The organism is Phyllobacterium sp. CCNWLW183, from assembly GCF_037203775.1.
Classification (GTDB): domain Bacteria; phylum Pseudomonadota; class Alphaproteobacteria; order Rhizobiales; family Rhizobiaceae; genus Phyllobacterium; species Phyllobacterium ifriqiyense.
On sequence record NZ_JBBCBN010000003.1, the window covers coordinates 439344 to 455789 of the forward strand.

The window sequence follows — 16446 nt, forward strand, 5'->3', positions numbered from 1 at the left end:
CAAGGCGATAATCTTTTGATTACCGCCTTGATATTGATCGGAATGTTTGGAGTGATAAGCGATGCTGTGTTTGTTAAACGTCCAGATTTGCTACGCTGAGCGCATTGTCCTGAATGAACTCACGACGCGGCTCGACATCATCGCCCATCAGACGTGAGAACAGGCTGTCAGCGTCGGTCGCATCGTTCACCTTCACCTGCAGCAGCGAACGTGCGTTTGGATCAAGCGTGGTTTCCCAAAGCTGATCAGCATTCATTTCGCCCAGACCCTTATAGCGTTGCAGCGAAAGCCCCTTGCGGCCGGCGGCGAATACCGCTTCGAGCAATGAGATCGGGCCGGCAATCATATCGGTTTTTTCCTTGCGGCGCAGAACAGGCGGCTTGGAATAAATCTCATGCAGACGGGCGGAATAACGATCCAGCTGGCGCGCGTCAGCCGAGCCAATCAGCGCCATATCCAACGTTACGGTCTCTTTGACGCCGCGCAATGAGCGCTCAAAAATATAGCCGTCAATACCATCATCAGGCGTTGCAAGACGGCCGCTCCAGCCCTTTTCCGTTTCTTCGGCAATAAGGTCGAGACGCCCTGCAACTTCTGTCACCAGCGCTTGAGCGCGTGCCGTATCGGAAATGGCTTCGGGGTTCAGAGCACCGGCAATTGTTGCCTGCTCGACAACCGCCCGGTCATAGCGTGTATTCAGGCCCTGCAGCAGATGGCGAACAGCCATCGCGTCATTGATCACCGCGCGCAGATCGGAACCAGCGCGAACTTCGCCGCTGTCCAGCTCCATCGAAGCTTCTTCCAAACCGGATTCAATCAGGAATTCTTCGTAGGCGACTTCGTTCTTGAGATATTGCGAGGATTTGCCGCGCGAGACCTTATAGAGCGGCGGCTGTGCAATATAGATATGGCCACGCTCGATCAATTCCGGCATCTGGCGGAAGAAGAAGGTCAACAGCAATGTACGAATATGAGCACCATCGACGTCAGCGTCGGTCATGATGATGATCTTGTGGTAACGCAGCTTGTCCGGGTTAAACTCATCCTTGCCAATGCTCGTGCCCAGCGCCAGGATCAGCGTGCCGATCTGGTCGGATGAAAGCATCCGGTCGAGCTTCACGCGCTCCACATTCAAAATTTTACCACGAAGTGGCAAAATGGCCTGGTTTTGACGCGAGCGTCCGCCCTTGGCAGAACCACCGGCGCTATCCCCCTCGACGATGAAGATTTCCGACTTGGCCGGATCTTTTTCCTGACAATCGGCAAGTTTGCCCGGCAGTGAGCTGATGCTGAGCGAGTTCTTGCGGGTGATGTCGCGCGCCTTGCGCGCGGCTTCGCGGGCCGAGGCTGCCTGAATAACCTTGTCGACCAGCACCTTGCCTTCAGTCGGGTGCTCTTCAAGCCAGGTCGACAATGCCTCATTGACCAGACTTTCCACGACAGCACGCACTTCCGAAGAAACGAGCTTGTCCTTGGTCTGCGACGAGAATTTCGGGTCCGGCACTTTTACCGAAAGCACGGCTGTAAGGCCCTCGCGGCAATCATCGCCCGTCAGTGTTACCTTGGCTTTCTTGGCCTGACCGGTGCTTTCCGCATAGCCGGTCATCTGACGCGTCAGCGCGCCACGGAAACCGGCAAGATGCGTTCCGCCATCGCGCTGCGGAATATTGTTGGTAAAGCACAGGACATTCTCGTGATAGCTGTCATTCCACCACATGGCGACTTCAACAGTCGTATCATCCCGCTCGCCGCGAATATAAATCGGCTCGCCGACCAGCTCCTTCTTGGAGCGGTCGAGATATTTCACATAGGCAGTCAGTCCGCCCTCGTAAAACAGCTCCAGGTCGACCGGATCGGCATGGCGGCGGTCAGATAGAAGAATACGCACACCGGAATTCAGGAAGGCCAGTTCGCGCAGGCGATGTTCCAATGTCTTGAAATCGAATTCAACCATGGTGAAGGTTTCGGTCGAAGGCAGGAACGATACTTCCGTTCCTGTGAGGCCTTCAGAATCGCCGGTCACAACCAGCGGACTATCCGCCACACCATGCGTGAAGCTCATCTCATGAATCTTGCCCTGACGGCGAATCTTCAACTTCAGCCAGACAGACAGCGCATTGACAACCGAAACACCAACGCCGTGCAAACCGCCGGAGACCTTGTAGGAGTTTTGGTCAAACTTACCGCCCGCATGCAACTGGGTCATAATGACTTCGGCAGCGGAAACGCCTTCCGAGTGCATGTCGGTGGGGATACCGCGGCCATTGTCGGTGACAGTGCAGGAACCATCGGGATTGAGCGTCACTGTAACGCGGGTCGCATGACCGGCAAGCGCCTCGTCAATAGCGTTGTCCACGACTTCGTAAACCATGTGGTGAAGGCCGGAACCGTCGTCCGTGTCACCGATATACATTCCGGGGCGCTTGCGAACTGCATCCAACCCCTTGAGAACCTTGATGGACTCCGCGCCATATTCCGGCGAGGTTTCGGTTGTCATCTCGGGTGTTTCACTCATGTAAATTCAATCTTTTCTAAAGGCAGGAACAGTGCATCTGTCCTTATAGCATATCTTGGGCGAATCATGCCCAACCTATGCTTAGATATAGTGATTTCTGTTGGTTTTTCCAATTCATGCCGCATGGCTGTCCACGGATGATCGTTAATCTGCGCCAGCACTATGGATAATCTGTGTCCTAGCGGGGTAATTTTGACATTCATGCTCCATCCGCCCGCAGGCTCCTATGCAAATGTCAAATGCGTAAACTCCACTAGAAATATATACTTACCTTTGGTTTTGTTGATTTTGAGCTTGGCTACTGGCGGGACCGAACGGACGGGTCGTGGAAACACGACCACCAGCGCTTTGAAAAAGGTTTCAAGCGCACTGGCGAGCAGCCTTGAATAACCACTCGCTGTGCATTTGGAACCTTGCCGGGAACTGGCCCCGGCTCTTGGCATCATCGTCTGGCCGCAACCATTCCGGGCCGCCCAACTATTCGATAATCTGTATTTCCTTTGAGGCCGGCCTTTTTATGGGTGACTGCGCATCAAAAAAACCTTTGACCTCGCTATATCGAAGGCTGCCATCCTGATCACGGTCAATCAGTGCGAAATTATCGACAAAGTACCCCACTCCTGCCCTATTGGCAGATTCGATAGTCACCAGATGCGTCGAAGGATCCGCAGCGCGGTCAAAAAGCGCACGAATGCGCGCGTCAACCGCATTGAGCACCGTTTCAGGCGTGATTGGCATAGCGGTTCTTTCGACCGCGCTCTTGGCTGGAGGGTATATTCTCCCCGACATTGTTGCCCCAAATTCCGGGGGCTTTGTCAGCGTGATAACATCGTCAGCAGCCGATCCGGCAACCTGCAAAACAACCGAAGATATAATCGCCACGGTAAAGACCATTCCACGCTTCATGGGTTCCTCGCTTCCGGAAGAGCGGCATTGAACGCGGCAAGCTTCACCACTGCTGGCTGGTCATAAAAGGCATCGAGTTCAGCGAGCACCTTTTCATAGCCATCCGTCCTGCCCGGACCAATCCCATGCCCGCCAAGGTAGGTTTTTATCGGGATTCTGGAGGACAGATTTGCATTCTCTATATCCACCTCCGTCTTATGGAAGGGCGTATTGAGATCATAATAGCCGTGCTGAATAAGAACCTTCAGATTTGGATTTAGTGTTACGTCGAAAGTCAGATCGGGAATGGCACTTGCAAATCTGTCGCCTGTAACTGACAAATGCTGATCCGGCATATAGTTCCAATGAAGGATAATTTTGCCATTGCTGCCGAGATATCTTGATTTCGCTTTATAGTCGGCAAATCCTGCCAGATAGGATTTGATGTGATCGTAATTAACGTCAGTGCGATCAACGACTGGATCGACCGTGTCTTTCTCCAGAAAATATCGCCCATCATTCATCTGTAATGTCTCTTGAGGGCTGAACCTCTTTACAAACTCCCTGCTATCCATATTCGGATTTGCAATCCATGGATTGCTGTCCGCGCCTTCGCCCAGCTTGTACAGTTTCCCTATCCCTGTGATTTTATACAATCTATTGAGGAAAACTTCAGATTCTGGTTTTTGAAGATAGATGTTCCATTGCGACCGATCGGATATTTTCTGGTCAACGCTTTTAAACACACTTTTGTAGAGATTGTTGAAAGTGACCGCGAAAAGCCTTGCGTCACCCAGAAAGGCTGGCAGATCAAAGTCTGGCTTTTCGACTGACTTGTCATGAAATGCCTTTACCATTGCATATGTTGGCAGAACGCCATGACAGGAAACGTAGCGAGAAGAACAATCGCTATTGATATCAAGAATTGGCGAATTCAGGATCAGACCACTTAAGACCTTCGCTGGTTTTTTGCTGGGATCAGGCAGATAACCACGTTCACCCTTTTCTATCAGCAACTGCGCGATGATCGGCACGCGAAATCCGCCATAGGAAACGCCGTAAATATATTTTGGCGAGCTCTGGCGATTATTGGCGTTGATGTAGCGTGTGATGAAGCTGCGCAAAACTTTTGCATCGCTGTCGACACCCCAAAAATCCTCGTTTTTATTTGGCCAGATAGCTTCAGAATAACCCGTGCCTACCGGATCGACAAAAACGAGGTCCGTTTTGTCCAGTATCGTATTGGGATTATCCTTCCAGAGCAGAGTTTTCGCTTTGTCCGAGGCATCGTCATCGTAACTCTTGGGGCCAAGGAAGCCCAGATCAAGAGCCGCTGATGCGCCACCCGGGCCGCCATTGAATACAAATGTAACCGGCCGGTTTTCTTTTGGCAGATCATCACGCGTATAAGCCGTGTAGAAAATAGCGGCATCGGCATCTCTATAGTTCAGACCCGTTCCAATAGGTATCGAGCCTGTCGAAATCAGATGACCAGCGCTTGCGGTAAACTGTACCGGTATCCCCTTCACGGTAATTTTTTGCGACTTGCTTGCCGGCTCCTCGCTAACGGACGAGCGTGAAATGCCATCCTCAGGTCCGTAAGAAAAGACAGCAGAGCCAGGTGTCGGCGCATCAATCTTGGGAACAACGGTTACCTGCGGTGTAAATGATGATGGCGCTTTTTCAGGCTCTGAATCTGAGCCACCACTACAGGCTGAGAGAAAAACTGCAAGCGTCAGCCCGCACAAGCGATAATGCATGATTAAAAACCTCACAGTAAAATATTTATGCAATAAGATATTGATATTATTACGTAATACTTTGGTCGTATAATGCCGAAATTAAAATAAAATATTGCCCGAAACCGATCTCACTAGAGCTCAAAGGAGGTTGAAGGTCAAGAAAATTACTGCTGTTTCGACCTTTCCATTTTCCCCTCTCTTCGCCCTGGCTGGGCGAAACTTGTGGACATGAGACGCAATCATACCCACATCGCAATTATGGAGGCGCAATGGATATTTTGAAAACCGCATTCACACCACCGGCACCCGTTCCCCGCACCGGACCTGTCGGTACGCTGCAATTGATCCGCACCATCTATCGCAATCCGCTGGAGCTGTGGGGTGAGCCCTCCTATAACGAACCTTGGGTATCCATTGATTGGTCTTTCGCCCATACGATCATTGCCAATGATCCCGGCCTCATTCGTCATGTCCTTGTCGACAATGCCAAGAACTACAAGATGGCGGCTGTACGCCAGCGTATCCTGCGTCCGATCCTGCGCGACGGGTTGCTGACGGCCGAGGGCGATACGTGGAAGCGCTCGCGCAAAGCCATGGCACCCGTGTTTACGCCGCGCCATATCAATGGTTTTGCGACAAGCATGCAGCGGGCAACGGAGAACTTCGCCGACCGTTACAATGGGCAAAGCGGCATTACGGATGTGTCGCGGGACATGACCATGCTGACCTATGATATTCTGGCCGAAACCCTGTTTTCAGGTGAAATTGCAGGCGATCCTGACCAGTTTTCGCATGAAGTCGATCGGCTTTTCGAGACCATGGGGCGGGTTGATCCATTTGATCTTCTGGGTGCGCCCGAATGGTTGCCGCGCTTTACCCAAATTCGCGGACGCCGTGCTCTCGCTTTCTTCCGGCAGATCGTGGCCAACACGATTGAGATGCGCAAAGCACGCATGGATAAAGAGGGCGACAAGGTTCCAAACGACTTTCTGACTCTGCTCCTGCGTGCGGAAGGGCCCGATGGCCTGTCGCGCGCCGAGATCGAAGACAATATCATTACTTTCATCGGTGCTGGCCATGAAACGACCGCACGCGCGCTTGGCTGGACGCTTTATCTGCTGGCACGAGCGCCATGGGAGCGCGAACTGATCGAGCAGGAAATTGATACATTCATGGACCAGCGCGATATGCCGCCGCCCCATGAATGGCTGGATGCATTGCCCTTTACGCGCGCCGCGTTCGAGGAGGCCATGCGGCTCTACCCACCCGCACCATCAATCAACCGGGAGCCGATTGAAGATGATCAGTACCAGGACTTGAAACTGCCTAAAGGGTCAGCCGTTCTGGTCATGCCATGGACCGTGCATCGGCACCGTCTTTATTGGGATCAACCTGACGCGTTCATACCGTCGCGTTTTCACCCGGAAAACCGCGGTAAGATTGATCGCTTCCAATATCTGCCCTTCGGTGCCGGTCCGCGTGTGTGTATTGGTGCCAGTTTTGCCCTGCAGGAAGCCATCATTGCATTGGCCGTGCTGCTGCATCGTTATCGCTTTGATATGGCAAGCTCGGTAAAACCCTGGCCGGTGCAAAAGCTGACAACGCAGCCAAATGGAGGTCTGCCAATGAGTGTTATTGCAAGGCGTTGATGTATTGCGTGGTTCGACAGGCTCACCATGAGGAAGGTGGATGATTGCAGGGAGCCAGTATTTGCGATGTATCTGCAATATTGATGATTAGCGTTCAGCCCACCCCACCCTCCTCATGGTGAGCATGTAGAACCACGCAATACTTTGATGCATGCATTCGCTTGATTTCACAGGAAATTTAATGTACTTATATTTCTAGTGAAAGGACATGCAATGCGAACCAACGCACAACACAAAACTGAAACACCCAGCAAGACCACCGTTGTTTCCAAGGCATTGCTGCGCTCTGCCGAATTGCTCGGACTGACCGCGAAGGAGCTTTCCAATATTGTCGGCCTGTCGGAACCCAGTCTTTCGCGCTTGAAGCGCAGCCTTGATGGCTCGCCGCTCACCGGCAAGAGTTACGAGCTTGCCCTGCTCTTCATTCGTCTCTACCGGTCACTGGATGCCATTGTCGGCGGCGATGATGCTGTGGCGCGTCAGTGGATAAGAACCGATAACACCATGCTTGGCGGCAAACCGCTCAACCGTATCAAAACCATTGACGGTCTCACCCATGTCCTCGCCTATCTGGACGCCCGACGCGCTCCGATCTGAAGCCCATGTTCTGCATGGCGCCTGCTGGCGTCTGGTCGAAGCGCAGCACCGTGTTTCTACAATGAAGCTTGTCGACACGCTTGATGAGCAGGCTTTGCTTGAGGATGAGCTGGAGGCCACCAAGCCGCCACTGCCAGCCAATTGTGCGCATCTTGACTACCTGCTGGCCACACCTTTTCGCTATGGTCGATATCCCGGCAATTCAAGGTTCCGGCGCGAAGGGTATTCGCCCGGCGTGTTTTATGCCAGCGAGGCTGTTGAAACAGCCGTTGCTGAAACCGCCTTTTACCGACTGCTGTTTTTTGCCGAAAGTCCGGGCACTCCATGGCCGCACAATGCACTGGAGTTCACTGCCTTCGAGGCGCGCTATGCCACCACCAAAGCGCTTGATCTTATGGCGCCACCTTTTCTGAAGCAGGCCGCGCAGTGGACTCACCTCAGCGACTATTCCGCCTGCCTCGACCTTTCCGATAAGGCGCAACAGGCAGATATTGAGTTGATCCGCTATCAATCGGTTCGCGACCCTGAAGGCGGTGCCAATCTTGCACTGCTTTCATGTGCCTGCTTCGCGCTGCCGCGACCAACCAAAATGACAACTTGGCGGCTGCATTTTTCAAGCTATGGCGTCAAGGCAATCTGCGACCAGCCAGATTTGCGTCTAGGCTTTGACCGGGAAACATTCGCTGCCGATCCGAGGATGGCCGCGGCCGGACGCGCCAATTAACCCAGCCTTTCCACATGCCAGGCAATGTGGTCGGCCATGAAGGTCGAAATGAAGAAGTATGAATGGTCGTAGCCGTCACGCATGTTCAGCGTCAGCGGAATACCTGCCTTCTCACAAGCTTCCTCAAGTAGCCAGGGCCGCAGACCATCGTCCAGAAAACCATCGGCTTTGCCCTGATCGACCAGCAATTCCGGTAGGCGATATCCGTCTTCGATCAAGGCAACAGTGTCATAAGCACGCCAAGCCGTTTCATCACTGCCGAGATATTTCTCGAATGCCGGGCGCGACCAGCCAGCAACCATCGGCCTGGCTATTGGGGCGAAAGCGGAAACGGATTTGAAGCGGCCGGGGTTTTTCAGCGCCAAAGTGATCGCGCCATGGCCACCCATGGAATGGCCGAATATACTCTGGCGCTGCATATCGATTGGAAAGTTTGCGGCGATCAGTGTAGGCAATTCTTCGGCAATATAAGTCGCCATGCGATAGTTTTCGGCATAGGGCGATTGCGTTGCGTCGAGATAGAAACCGGCGCCGCTCCCAAACTGCCAATTGTCCTTCTCATCCGGCACATTCTCCCCGCGAGGGCTGGTATCGGGGCAGATGATCGCAATGCCAAGCTCTGCGGCTGTGCGGCGATATTCTCCCTTGTCCATGACATTTTGATGCGTGCAGGTCAGGCCGGAAAGATACCACAAGACGGGCACAGACCCTTCTTTTGCCTGCGGCGGCAAGAACACTGCAAATGTCATATCGCAAAGGCAGGCATCGCTGCGATGGCGATAAACACCCTGCGTTCCATCAAAGCTTTTTGCGACTGAAAGCGTTTCCATGACTGTCCTTATGACTATTCTTATTGGCCAAGCGAGACGGCAACATTGACCGCAGCGGCAACGAGCACCGTGTTGAAAAAGAACGATACAATCGCATGCAGCAGGTTAATCTTACGCATTTGGGTACTGGTGATACCCGTATCGGAGGTTTGCGCCGTCATGCCTATGACATAGGAAAAATACAGGAACTCAATCCCGCCAGGTTCCTTGCCACCGGGAAAATCCAGCCCGCCAACATGTTTTCGTGTCTTTGTCTTTGCGCCTTCTGCACTCTCATCAGGCTGCCAGTAAAGATGCGCATAATGAATTGCCGTCATCATGTGGATAGTCAGCCAGCCGAGAGGCACCGCGGCCAATGCCAATGTGAGATCAAGGGGCTGCGGGTTCTGGCCTGAATTGATCAAGACAAAAAGCGAGCCCACGGCCACGACCACCGCGCCAAATGTGACCGTGAAAATGATCCATACCGGCTCGTCGGATTTGGCCGCATTGCGGCGCAGATAATCTGCCGTCAATTTTGGGATTCTGATCGTTGTAAAGCCCAAATAGACGAGAAAGAACGCATTGGCAGAGATAACATAGGCAATGCGTGGCACAAAGGCCAAGCCCAATCCCAAAGCTGCAAGCCCGATGAGGGCGGCAATGTAAAAAGGCTTATGCCGCTTGTTCATGGCCACTACTCGGATGTCACAACGGCTGGACGCTGCATATCAATATGGGGGATATTATCCTCCAGATATTCCTCCGACACGGACACGAAACCGAACGAGGCGTAAAAGCGTGACAAATGGCTTTGCGCCGAAAGCTTGATCGGGCTTTCCGGATAGAGCCGTTCGCATTGCGCAATCGCCTCAACCATGATCCTGTCACCCAGGCGTTGTCCGCGATGTTCCGGCGAAACCACAACGCGCCCGATCCGGGCAGCCGGATCGGTTTTGGCCGGTTTGCGGATACGCGCGCTTGCCACCAGATTCTTGCCGCTCAATATTCGCAGATGCAAGGCATCGGCGTCCTTGCCGTCCAGTTCCGGATAGGCGCATTTCTGCTCGACGACAAAGACATCGACGCGCAGTTTCAGCATGGCATAAAGATCGCGCGGCGACAGCTCGTCCAGCCCGCAAAGGACGACCTTATAGGCATTTGCTTCCATCAGAAGGTCACGACGCTGCGAATGGACTTGCCTTCGTGCATCAGGTCGAAAGCCGTATTAATTTCTGTCAAAGGCATGGTGTGGGTAATCAAGCTATCAATATCGATCTTGCCCTCCATATACCAGTCGACGATTTTCGGAACATCAGTACGTCCGCGTGCGCCGCCAAAAGCGGTGCCACGCCAGTTACGACCCGTAACCAGCTGGAAAGGCCGTGTTGAGATTTCCTTACCTGCTTCTGCAACGCCGATCACGATACTGGTGCCCCAGCCGCGATGACAACATTCCAGTGCCTGCCGCATGACATTGGTATTTCCGGTTGCGTCGAATGAAAAGTCCGCGCCGCCGTCGGTCAGATCCTGAATGGCGGAAACCACCTTGTCATTGCCAATCTCTGTCGGATTGATGAAATGGGTCATGCCGAATTGCTTTGCCATTGCCACTTTGCCGGGGTTGAGATCGACACCGATGATCTTGTCCGCGCCCACCATGCGAGCGCCCTGAATGACATTGAGGCCGATACCACCCAGACCGAATACAACGACATTCGCGCCGGGCCAGACTTTGCCCGTATAGATCACGGCACCAATGCCGGTAGTGACGCCACAGCCAATGTAGCAGATTTTGTCAAAAGGCGCGTCCTCGCGCACTTTTGCCAAGGCAATCTCTGGCAAAACAGTAAAGTTCGAGAAGGTCGAACAGCCCATATAGTGGAACACTTCACCGCCATCGCAGGAAAAGCGGCTTGTGCCGTCGGGCATGACACCCTGCCCTTGCGTGGCGCGGATGGAAGTACACAGGTTTGACCGTTGCGACAGGCAGGTTTTGCACTGACGGCATTCCGGCGTGTAAAGCGGAATGACATGATCGCCGACCTTCAGTGATGTGACACCGGCGCCAATTTCGCGCACGATCCCTGCACCCTCATGGCCGAGAATTGCCGGGAACTTGCCCTCGGAGTCTAACCCCGACAAAGTATAGGCATCCGTATGGCAGACACCGGTCGCCATGATCTCGACGAGAACTTCGCCGGGCTTGGGTCCGCCAATCTCGATTGTTTCGATGGTCAGTGGCTTGTTGGCTTCCCAAGCGACGGCAGCGCGCGATTTCATGAATGTGTCTCCCAATGCGTCTTCAGTGATTTGCTCACTATCAGGATCGCAGCCCGGATCGTCAATCAAATCGGCGACATTTCTCGTCATGAAACCGCTTTGTCGCAGATGATTGTTTTCCGCTTCAACATTAGAAATCAATGGACTTGGCTCGGGAAAAATTGTCAAAGGCGACGATAACAATTTGCGGATATGCCGTGACAGTTCTTCCAACCCTGCCCGTCACCGAAATCTTTCCCGCTCTTGATAGAGCGCTGGATGCGGGCAATTCTGCGGTGCTTGTCGCCCCGCCAGGTGCTGGTAAAACCACGCTCATTCCCCTGCACCTGCTTGATGCGCCATGGCGCGGCGAACGCACGATCATCCTGCTTGAACCCCGCCGTCTTGCCGCCCGCGCTGCGGCCAGCCGCATGGCGAGCCTGCTGGGCGAAGAGGTCGGCACAACCGTTGGCTATCGTATGCGGCTAGAAAACAAGGTTTCTGCCAAGACCCGCGTCCTCGTTGTGACCGAAGGCGTTTTCGCCCGGATGATCCTCGATGATCCTGATCTGACAAACATAGCTGCGGTGCTCTTTGATGAGTTTCACGAGCGCAGCCTTGATGCGGATTTTGGTCTTGCGCTCGCGTTGGATGTGCAGGCCGCCCTCCGTCCCGATCTCAAATTGCTGGTCATGTCGGCAACATTGGATGGCGCGCGCGTTGCCAGGCTGCTCGGCGATGCGCCAGTGCTTGAAAGCAAGGGGCGCTCTTTCCCCATCGATATCCGCTATCGTGAGCGCAAGCCTGATGAGCGCATCGAAGACGCCATGTCCAAGGCGATCCGCGACACGCTTGCTGATGAAACCGGTAGTATCCTTGCCTTTCTTCCCGGTCAGCGCGAGATCGAGCGCACGGCTGAAGCACTGCAAGGCCGCGTGCCTGCCGATACGTTTATCGTGCCGCTCTATGGCGCGCTTGAGGGGCGCGATCAGGATGCGGCGATCAAACCTGCACCGCCGGGCAAGCGCAAAGTCGTTCTCGCCACCTCCATTGCAGAAACATCAATCACTATTGACGGCGTTCGGGTCGTCATTGATAGCGGCCTTGCCCGCTTGCCTAAATTTGAACCCGCAACCGGCTTGACGCGGCTGGAAACTGTGCGCGCGGCACGGGCTGCTGTGGATCAGCGCGCGGGTCGTGCAGGACGCACAGAGCCAGGTATTGCAATACGCCTTTGGCGTGCCGAACAGACCGCCGCGCTTGAAGCCTTTGCTCCGCCTGAAATTCTGGAAGCAGACCTGACGGGTCTTGTGCTGGATTGCGCTGCATGGGGCGTTTCTGATCCATCCAGCCTTGGCTTTCTCGATGCTCCACCTGCCCCGGCGATCAAAGAAGCAAAGAGCCTTTTGGAAAATCTCGGCGCACTCGGCAAGGACCATCGTGTCACGCCAATGGGCCATGAAATGCGTGCGCTGGCTCTGCCTGCCCGCCTTGCCCATATGGTGCTGACCGCGCGCGAACGGGGGCAGGCATTACGGGCTGCCGAACTTGCAATCCTCCTTACCGAGCGTGGACTTGGCGGCAATGACATAGATCTCGATGTAAGGCTTTCCCGCTTCCAGCGTGAGCGCGGTGATCGCGCCACCCGTGCCCGTGGATTAGCAAAGCGTCTGGCAGGGTCTGGTCCCGTTGCGGCGGAAGCCGACAGCGTTGGGCGGCTGCTGATCGGCGCCTATCCTGATCGCATTGCCAAATCGCGTGGCAATGGCCAGTTCACTCTGGCCAATGGGCGCGGCGGCGAAGTTGATCCTAGCTCTGCACTTGCCAAATCCCCTTGGCTCGTCGTCGCTGATCTGTCCGGACGAGCCGGACGCGCGCGTATTCTTGCTGCTGCCGAGGTGAGTGAAGCGGAAATACGCGAGGCTATGGCGGATCGGATCGTCAGCGGTCGGCAAGTCACCTATGATGCCTCCCGCAATGCGCTTCAGGCCCGCGATGCAACGCGGATCGGTGCCATAGCCCTGTCAGAAAAGACCATGCCCGCCCCAACCGGTGAGGAAGCTGATCTTGGGGTGATTGCTGCTGTCAAAACCCATGGGCTTGATATTCTCCCATGGTCAAAGGAGGCGCTGACATTGCGCCGCCGCCTTGCCTGGCTGCATCAGGGTCTGGGGGCGCCTTGGCCCGCCATGGATGATGACACCTTGCTTGCCACGCTTGACGATTGGTTGAAACCCTTCCTCAAGGGTGGCGCGCAGCTTAACCAAATTCCCGCGCATGTACTGATCGAGGGATTGCGTTCTACCGTTCCCTACGATCTGCAACGCAAGATTGAAACTCTCGCGCCAACCCATTTCGAGGTACCGACCGGATCGCATATCCCGATCCGTTATGATGAGGGCGAGCCTGTTCTTGGCGTGCGGGTGCAGGAGCTTTTCGGCTTATCCACCCACCCGGCCATCGCCAATGGCACCATCCCTCTCTTGCTGGAACTTCTGTCTCCCGCGCACCGGCCCATCCAGATAACACGCGATCTTCCCGGATTCTGGAAAGGCTCCTGGGCCGATGTTCGCAGCGATATGCGCGGGCGCTATCCCCGCCATGTCTGGCCGGAAGATCCTGCCAATGCTGCCCCCACTGCCCGCGCCAAACCACGGGGAACGTGAGGTGGTTTCCAGCTAATTGCATCTCGACAGACAAGCCCCGTCGAACCACGCACTATATTCTCGCAACACGCAGCCTCCGTTTCCCTCGCCGAACTCTCCAATTCCATTTTTGCCACATTTGATCTAAAGCACCTTCATGGTTCAGGATTTTGGCATACGCTCTTCATATTTGTCGCGCCGGTTACGGTTGACTACGCTCATTCGCCTGCGCTGGCTCGCAGTGGCAGGTCAAAGCATAGCGGTGTTGTTTGTCGCGCTCTACCTGAAATTCCCCTTCCCGGTCAGTGTATGTTTTGCGCTGATCGCCTGTTCGGCATGGCTCAATCTGCTCATGTCATTCCGCTATCCGATCAACCACCGGTTACAGCCACGCGCGGCCATTCCCGTGCTTGCTTTTGATATTTTGCAGGTTGCGGGCCTGCTCTACATGACCGGCGGCTTGCAAAATCCCTTTGCTGTTCTGATGATTGTTCCTGTCATCATATCGGCAACGTCTTTGCCCTCATGGTCGACCATTCTGCTTGGACTTCTCGTCACCATCTGCGCCACTGTCCTTGCCTATATTTACCTGCCGCTTCCCTGGTATCCGGGCGAAAGCATGCATCTGCCTTTCATACTCATTGCAGGCGTGTGGTGCTCGGTCGTTTCCGCCCTGGCCTTCACTGCGGTCTATGCCTATCGCGTGGCTGAGGAAGCACGCCTGCTGGCCGATGCGCTGACAGCAACAGAACTGATCCTCCAGCGCGAACAGCATCTGTCCGCGCTGGATGGCCTTGCCGCCGCAGCCGCCCATGAACTTGGTACACCGCTTGCCACTATCGCCCTTGTTGCCAAGGAGATGGAGCGCAGCCTGAAGCAGGATGACCGTTTTGCTGAAGATATCGAGCTTTTGCGTTCGCAGACCCAACGCTGCCGCGAGATTCTGAAACGTCTCACCAGCCTTTCATCCACCAGCGAAGAGCATATGTCCCGGTTGAAGATTTCCTCGCTTATCGAGGAAGTCATTGAACCGAACAGGAACTTTGGGATCGGCATTGAAGTCACCAAATTGCGCGGCGAAGGCATCGAACCATTTATCCGCCGCAACCCCGGCATCATTTACGGCCTGGGTAATCTGGTCGAGAATGCCGTCGATTTCGCCAAGCATACGATTAGGGTCAGTTGGGGCTGGAACGACAAAACCGTCGAGATCATCGTCAGCGATGATGGCAAGGGTTTTGCTCCCGAAATTCTGGACCGTATCGGTGAGCCCTACACGACGGGCCGCGACCGCGAAGTGAATGAACATGGTGGCGGTCTTGGTCTTGGTCTGTTTATTGCAAAAACGCTTCTGGAGCGTTCCGGTGCCACAATAACATTCCGCAACCGCAATGATCCGGGACAGGGCGCGGAGGTCGTCGTGATCTGGCCAATCAGCGAATTGACGACCAGCGGCTAGTTCGCCTGTTAAACAAAACTTGCTCTAGCCTTTGACTTTTTCTTCATTGCGAACCATTACATCACTAACTATTACAAAATGAGCAGGAAACCCTGATGGATAATACGGATCAGGACGATATTGCCGCCATTGGCAACGATCCGACACTTCTTCTTGTTGATGACGACAAGCCGTTCTTGCAGCGTCTGGCGCGCGCCATGGAAACACGCGGCTTCACCGTGGCGATTGCCGATTCGGTGGAGGCGGGGCTTGCCAGCGTCAAAAGCCATGCCCCGGCCTATGCGGTTGTCGATATGCGCCTTGGCGATGGCAATGGTCTCGATATTATCGAAGCCATTCGTGCTCGCCGCGAAGATACGCGCGCGGTGATTCTCACCGGCTACGGCAATATTGCGACAGCGGTTAACGCCGTAAAGCTCGGCGCAATCGATTATCTTTCAAAACCGGCTGATGCGGACGAGGTGTTCGCAGCCCTGACCCGCCGTTCCGGTGAAAAGGTGGCGCCGCCTGAAAATCCGATGTCGGCCGATCGTGTGCGCTGGGAACATATTCAGCGCGTTTATGAAATGTGCGACCGGAATGTTTCTGAAACAGCACGCCGGCTTAACATGCACAGACGCACCTTGCAGCGTATTTTGGCCAAGCGCGCCCCGCGCTAGATTGCCGGACGCTTTACGGGCGATCTATTACTACCCTTTTCTTGTATATTGCACTGCTTCGTCCCACAGGATAACAGCCGTCCACCCTATTATAACCGCCATTGCACTGATGCAGTGCGTGGTTCGACGGGGCTCACCATGAGGGAGGTTGAGGATTGCAAAGCTGTCCTTCAATGTCTCAGAATTAGCGTTGCTGCCAGGCTCATGAGCGAGATTGAGGATAGCAATAGCGCTAACAGGACAACCTCCCTGCAGAGCCCCCCGCCTTCCTCATGGTGAGCCCTCCTGAGCCTGTCAAAGGGTGAACCACGCATCGCGCTCTTGCAACCAAAGGCAAATCACAAGGCTCTTGCCACAGGTCAATCTGCCTTCCTGTTATATAGAAGCAACAAGGACGGCATCATCTGCCGCCCTCTATTACCATCCTAAAACCGCACGCTCAGATCGGCCTTGATGGCATTGTCATGTGACTGGCTGGAGAACTGGCCGGTATAGCTGAC

At 54.5% G+C, this 16446-nt stretch carries 14 protein-coding genes; 6 read left to right on the forward strand and 8 right to left on the reverse strand.

Annotated features, from left to right (window positions below; translation table 11 throughout):
- Positions 1-73 precede the first annotated feature (73 nt).
- From gyrB to V9K95_RS10290, 4 genes are all read right to left on the reverse strand, one after another.
- Positions 74-2515: a DNA topoisomerase (ATP-hydrolyzing) subunit B gene (gene gyrB / locus V9K95_RS10275; RefSeq protein WP_115051499.1), complete on the reverse strand. Its 2442-nt coding sequence runs from the start codon at positions 2513-2515 to the stop codon at positions 74-76.
- The gene (locus tag V9K95_RS10280; protein ID WP_336440725.1) at positions 2512-2718 is read right to left on the reverse strand and encodes a hypothetical protein; all 207 of its coding nucleotides are present in this window, start codon (positions 2716-2718) and stop codon (positions 2512-2514) included. The genes gyrB and V9K95_RS10280 overlap by 4 nt, the downstream gene beginning before the upstream one ends.
- A gap of 274 nt (positions 2719-2992) precedes the next feature.
- Positions 2993-3421: a hypothetical protein gene (locus V9K95_RS10285; RefSeq protein ID WP_307282229.1), complete on the reverse strand. Its 429-nt coding sequence runs from the start codon at positions 3419-3421 to the stop codon at positions 2993-2995.
- Complete coding sequence (locus V9K95_RS10290; RefSeq protein WP_336440726.1) at positions 3418-5160, reverse strand: S10 family serine carboxypeptidase-like protein; 1743 nt, start codon at positions 5158-5160, stop codon at positions 3418-3420. The genes V9K95_RS10285 and V9K95_RS10290 overlap by 4 nt, the downstream gene beginning before the upstream one ends.
- Positions 5161-5411: 251 nt before the next feature.
- Between V9K95_RS10290 and V9K95_RS10295 the strand changes: the two genes are divergently transcribed.
- The 3 genes from V9K95_RS10295 to V9K95_RS10305 all read left to right on the forward strand — a co-directional run bounded on the left by V9K95_RS10295 (position 5412) and on the right by V9K95_RS10305 (position 8112).
- The gene (locus V9K95_RS10295) at positions 5412-6791 is read left to right on the forward strand and encodes a cytochrome P450 (protein WP_336440727.1); all 1380 of its coding nucleotides are present in this window, start codon (positions 5412-5414) and stop codon (positions 6789-6791) included.
- A 213-nt stretch (positions 6792-7004) separates the two neighbouring features.
- A complete protein-coding gene (locus V9K95_RS10300; protein WP_115051504.1) occupies positions 7005-7388 on the forward strand; it encodes an MbcA/ParS/Xre antitoxin family protein in 384 nt (127 codons plus the stop codon).
- Positions 7348-8112, forward strand: coding sequence for an RES family NAD+ phosphorylase (locus tag V9K95_RS10305; protein ID WP_115051505.1), 765 nt, complete (start codon positions 7348-7350; stop codon positions 8110-8112). The genes V9K95_RS10300 and V9K95_RS10305 overlap by 41 nt, the downstream gene beginning before the upstream one ends.
- On the opposite strand, the gene fghA is transcribed toward V9K95_RS10305, so the two are convergent.
- Genes fghA through V9K95_RS10325 form a run of 4 tightly spaced genes read right to left on the reverse strand, consistent with a single transcriptional unit; the run spans position 8109 to position 11204 of the window.
- Entirely contained in the window at positions 8109-8942 is an 834-nt protein-coding gene (gene fghA, locus V9K95_RS10310; protein ID WP_336440728.1) for an S-formylglutathione hydrolase, read from the reverse strand. The two genes, V9K95_RS10305 and fghA, sit on opposite strands and share 4 nt — an antisense overlap.
- Positions 8943-8962: 20 nt before the next feature.
- Positions 8963-9619, reverse strand: a complete 657-nt coding sequence (locus V9K95_RS10315) for a DUF1345 domain-containing protein (RefSeq protein WP_336440729.1) — start codon at positions 9617-9619, stop codon at positions 8963-8965.
- Positions 9619-10092 (reverse strand): GNAT family N-acetyltransferase, encoded by a 474-nt coding sequence (locus V9K95_RS10320; RefSeq protein WP_115051508.1) that lies wholly within the window; start codon positions 10090-10092, stop codon positions 9619-9621. Before V9K95_RS10320 ends, V9K95_RS10315 begins: the two co-directional genes overlap by 1 nt.
- On the reverse strand, positions 10092-11204 hold the full coding sequence (locus V9K95_RS10325) for an S-(hydroxymethyl)glutathione dehydrogenase/class III alcohol dehydrogenase (protein WP_307286334.1): 1113 nt from the start codon (positions 11202-11204) through the stop codon (positions 10092-10094). The genes V9K95_RS10320 and V9K95_RS10325 overlap by 1 nt, the downstream gene beginning before the upstream one ends.
- A 197-nt stretch (positions 11205-11401) precedes the next feature.
- Between V9K95_RS10325 and hrpB the strand changes: the two genes are divergently transcribed.
- The 3 genes from hrpB (at position 11402) to V9K95_RS10340 (ending at position 15946) form a co-directional block, all read left to right on the forward strand.
- Entirely contained in the window at positions 11402-13849 is a 2448-nt protein-coding gene (hrpB, locus tag V9K95_RS10330) for an ATP-dependent helicase HrpB (protein ID WP_336440730.1), read from the forward strand.
- 136 nt (positions 13850-13985) lie between these two features.
- On the forward strand, positions 13986-15287 hold the full coding sequence (locus V9K95_RS10335; protein WP_115051509.1) for an ActS/PrrB/RegB family redox-sensitive histidine kinase: 1302 nt from the start codon (positions 13986-13988) through the stop codon (positions 15285-15287).
- Between the two features lie 95 nt (positions 15288-15382).
- Complete coding sequence (locus V9K95_RS10340; protein ID WP_115051510.1) at positions 15383-15946, forward strand: ActR/PrrA/RegA family redox response regulator transcription factor; 564 nt, start codon at positions 15383-15385, stop codon at positions 15944-15946.
- The last annotated feature ends 500 nt before the right edge of the window (positions 15947-16446 follow it).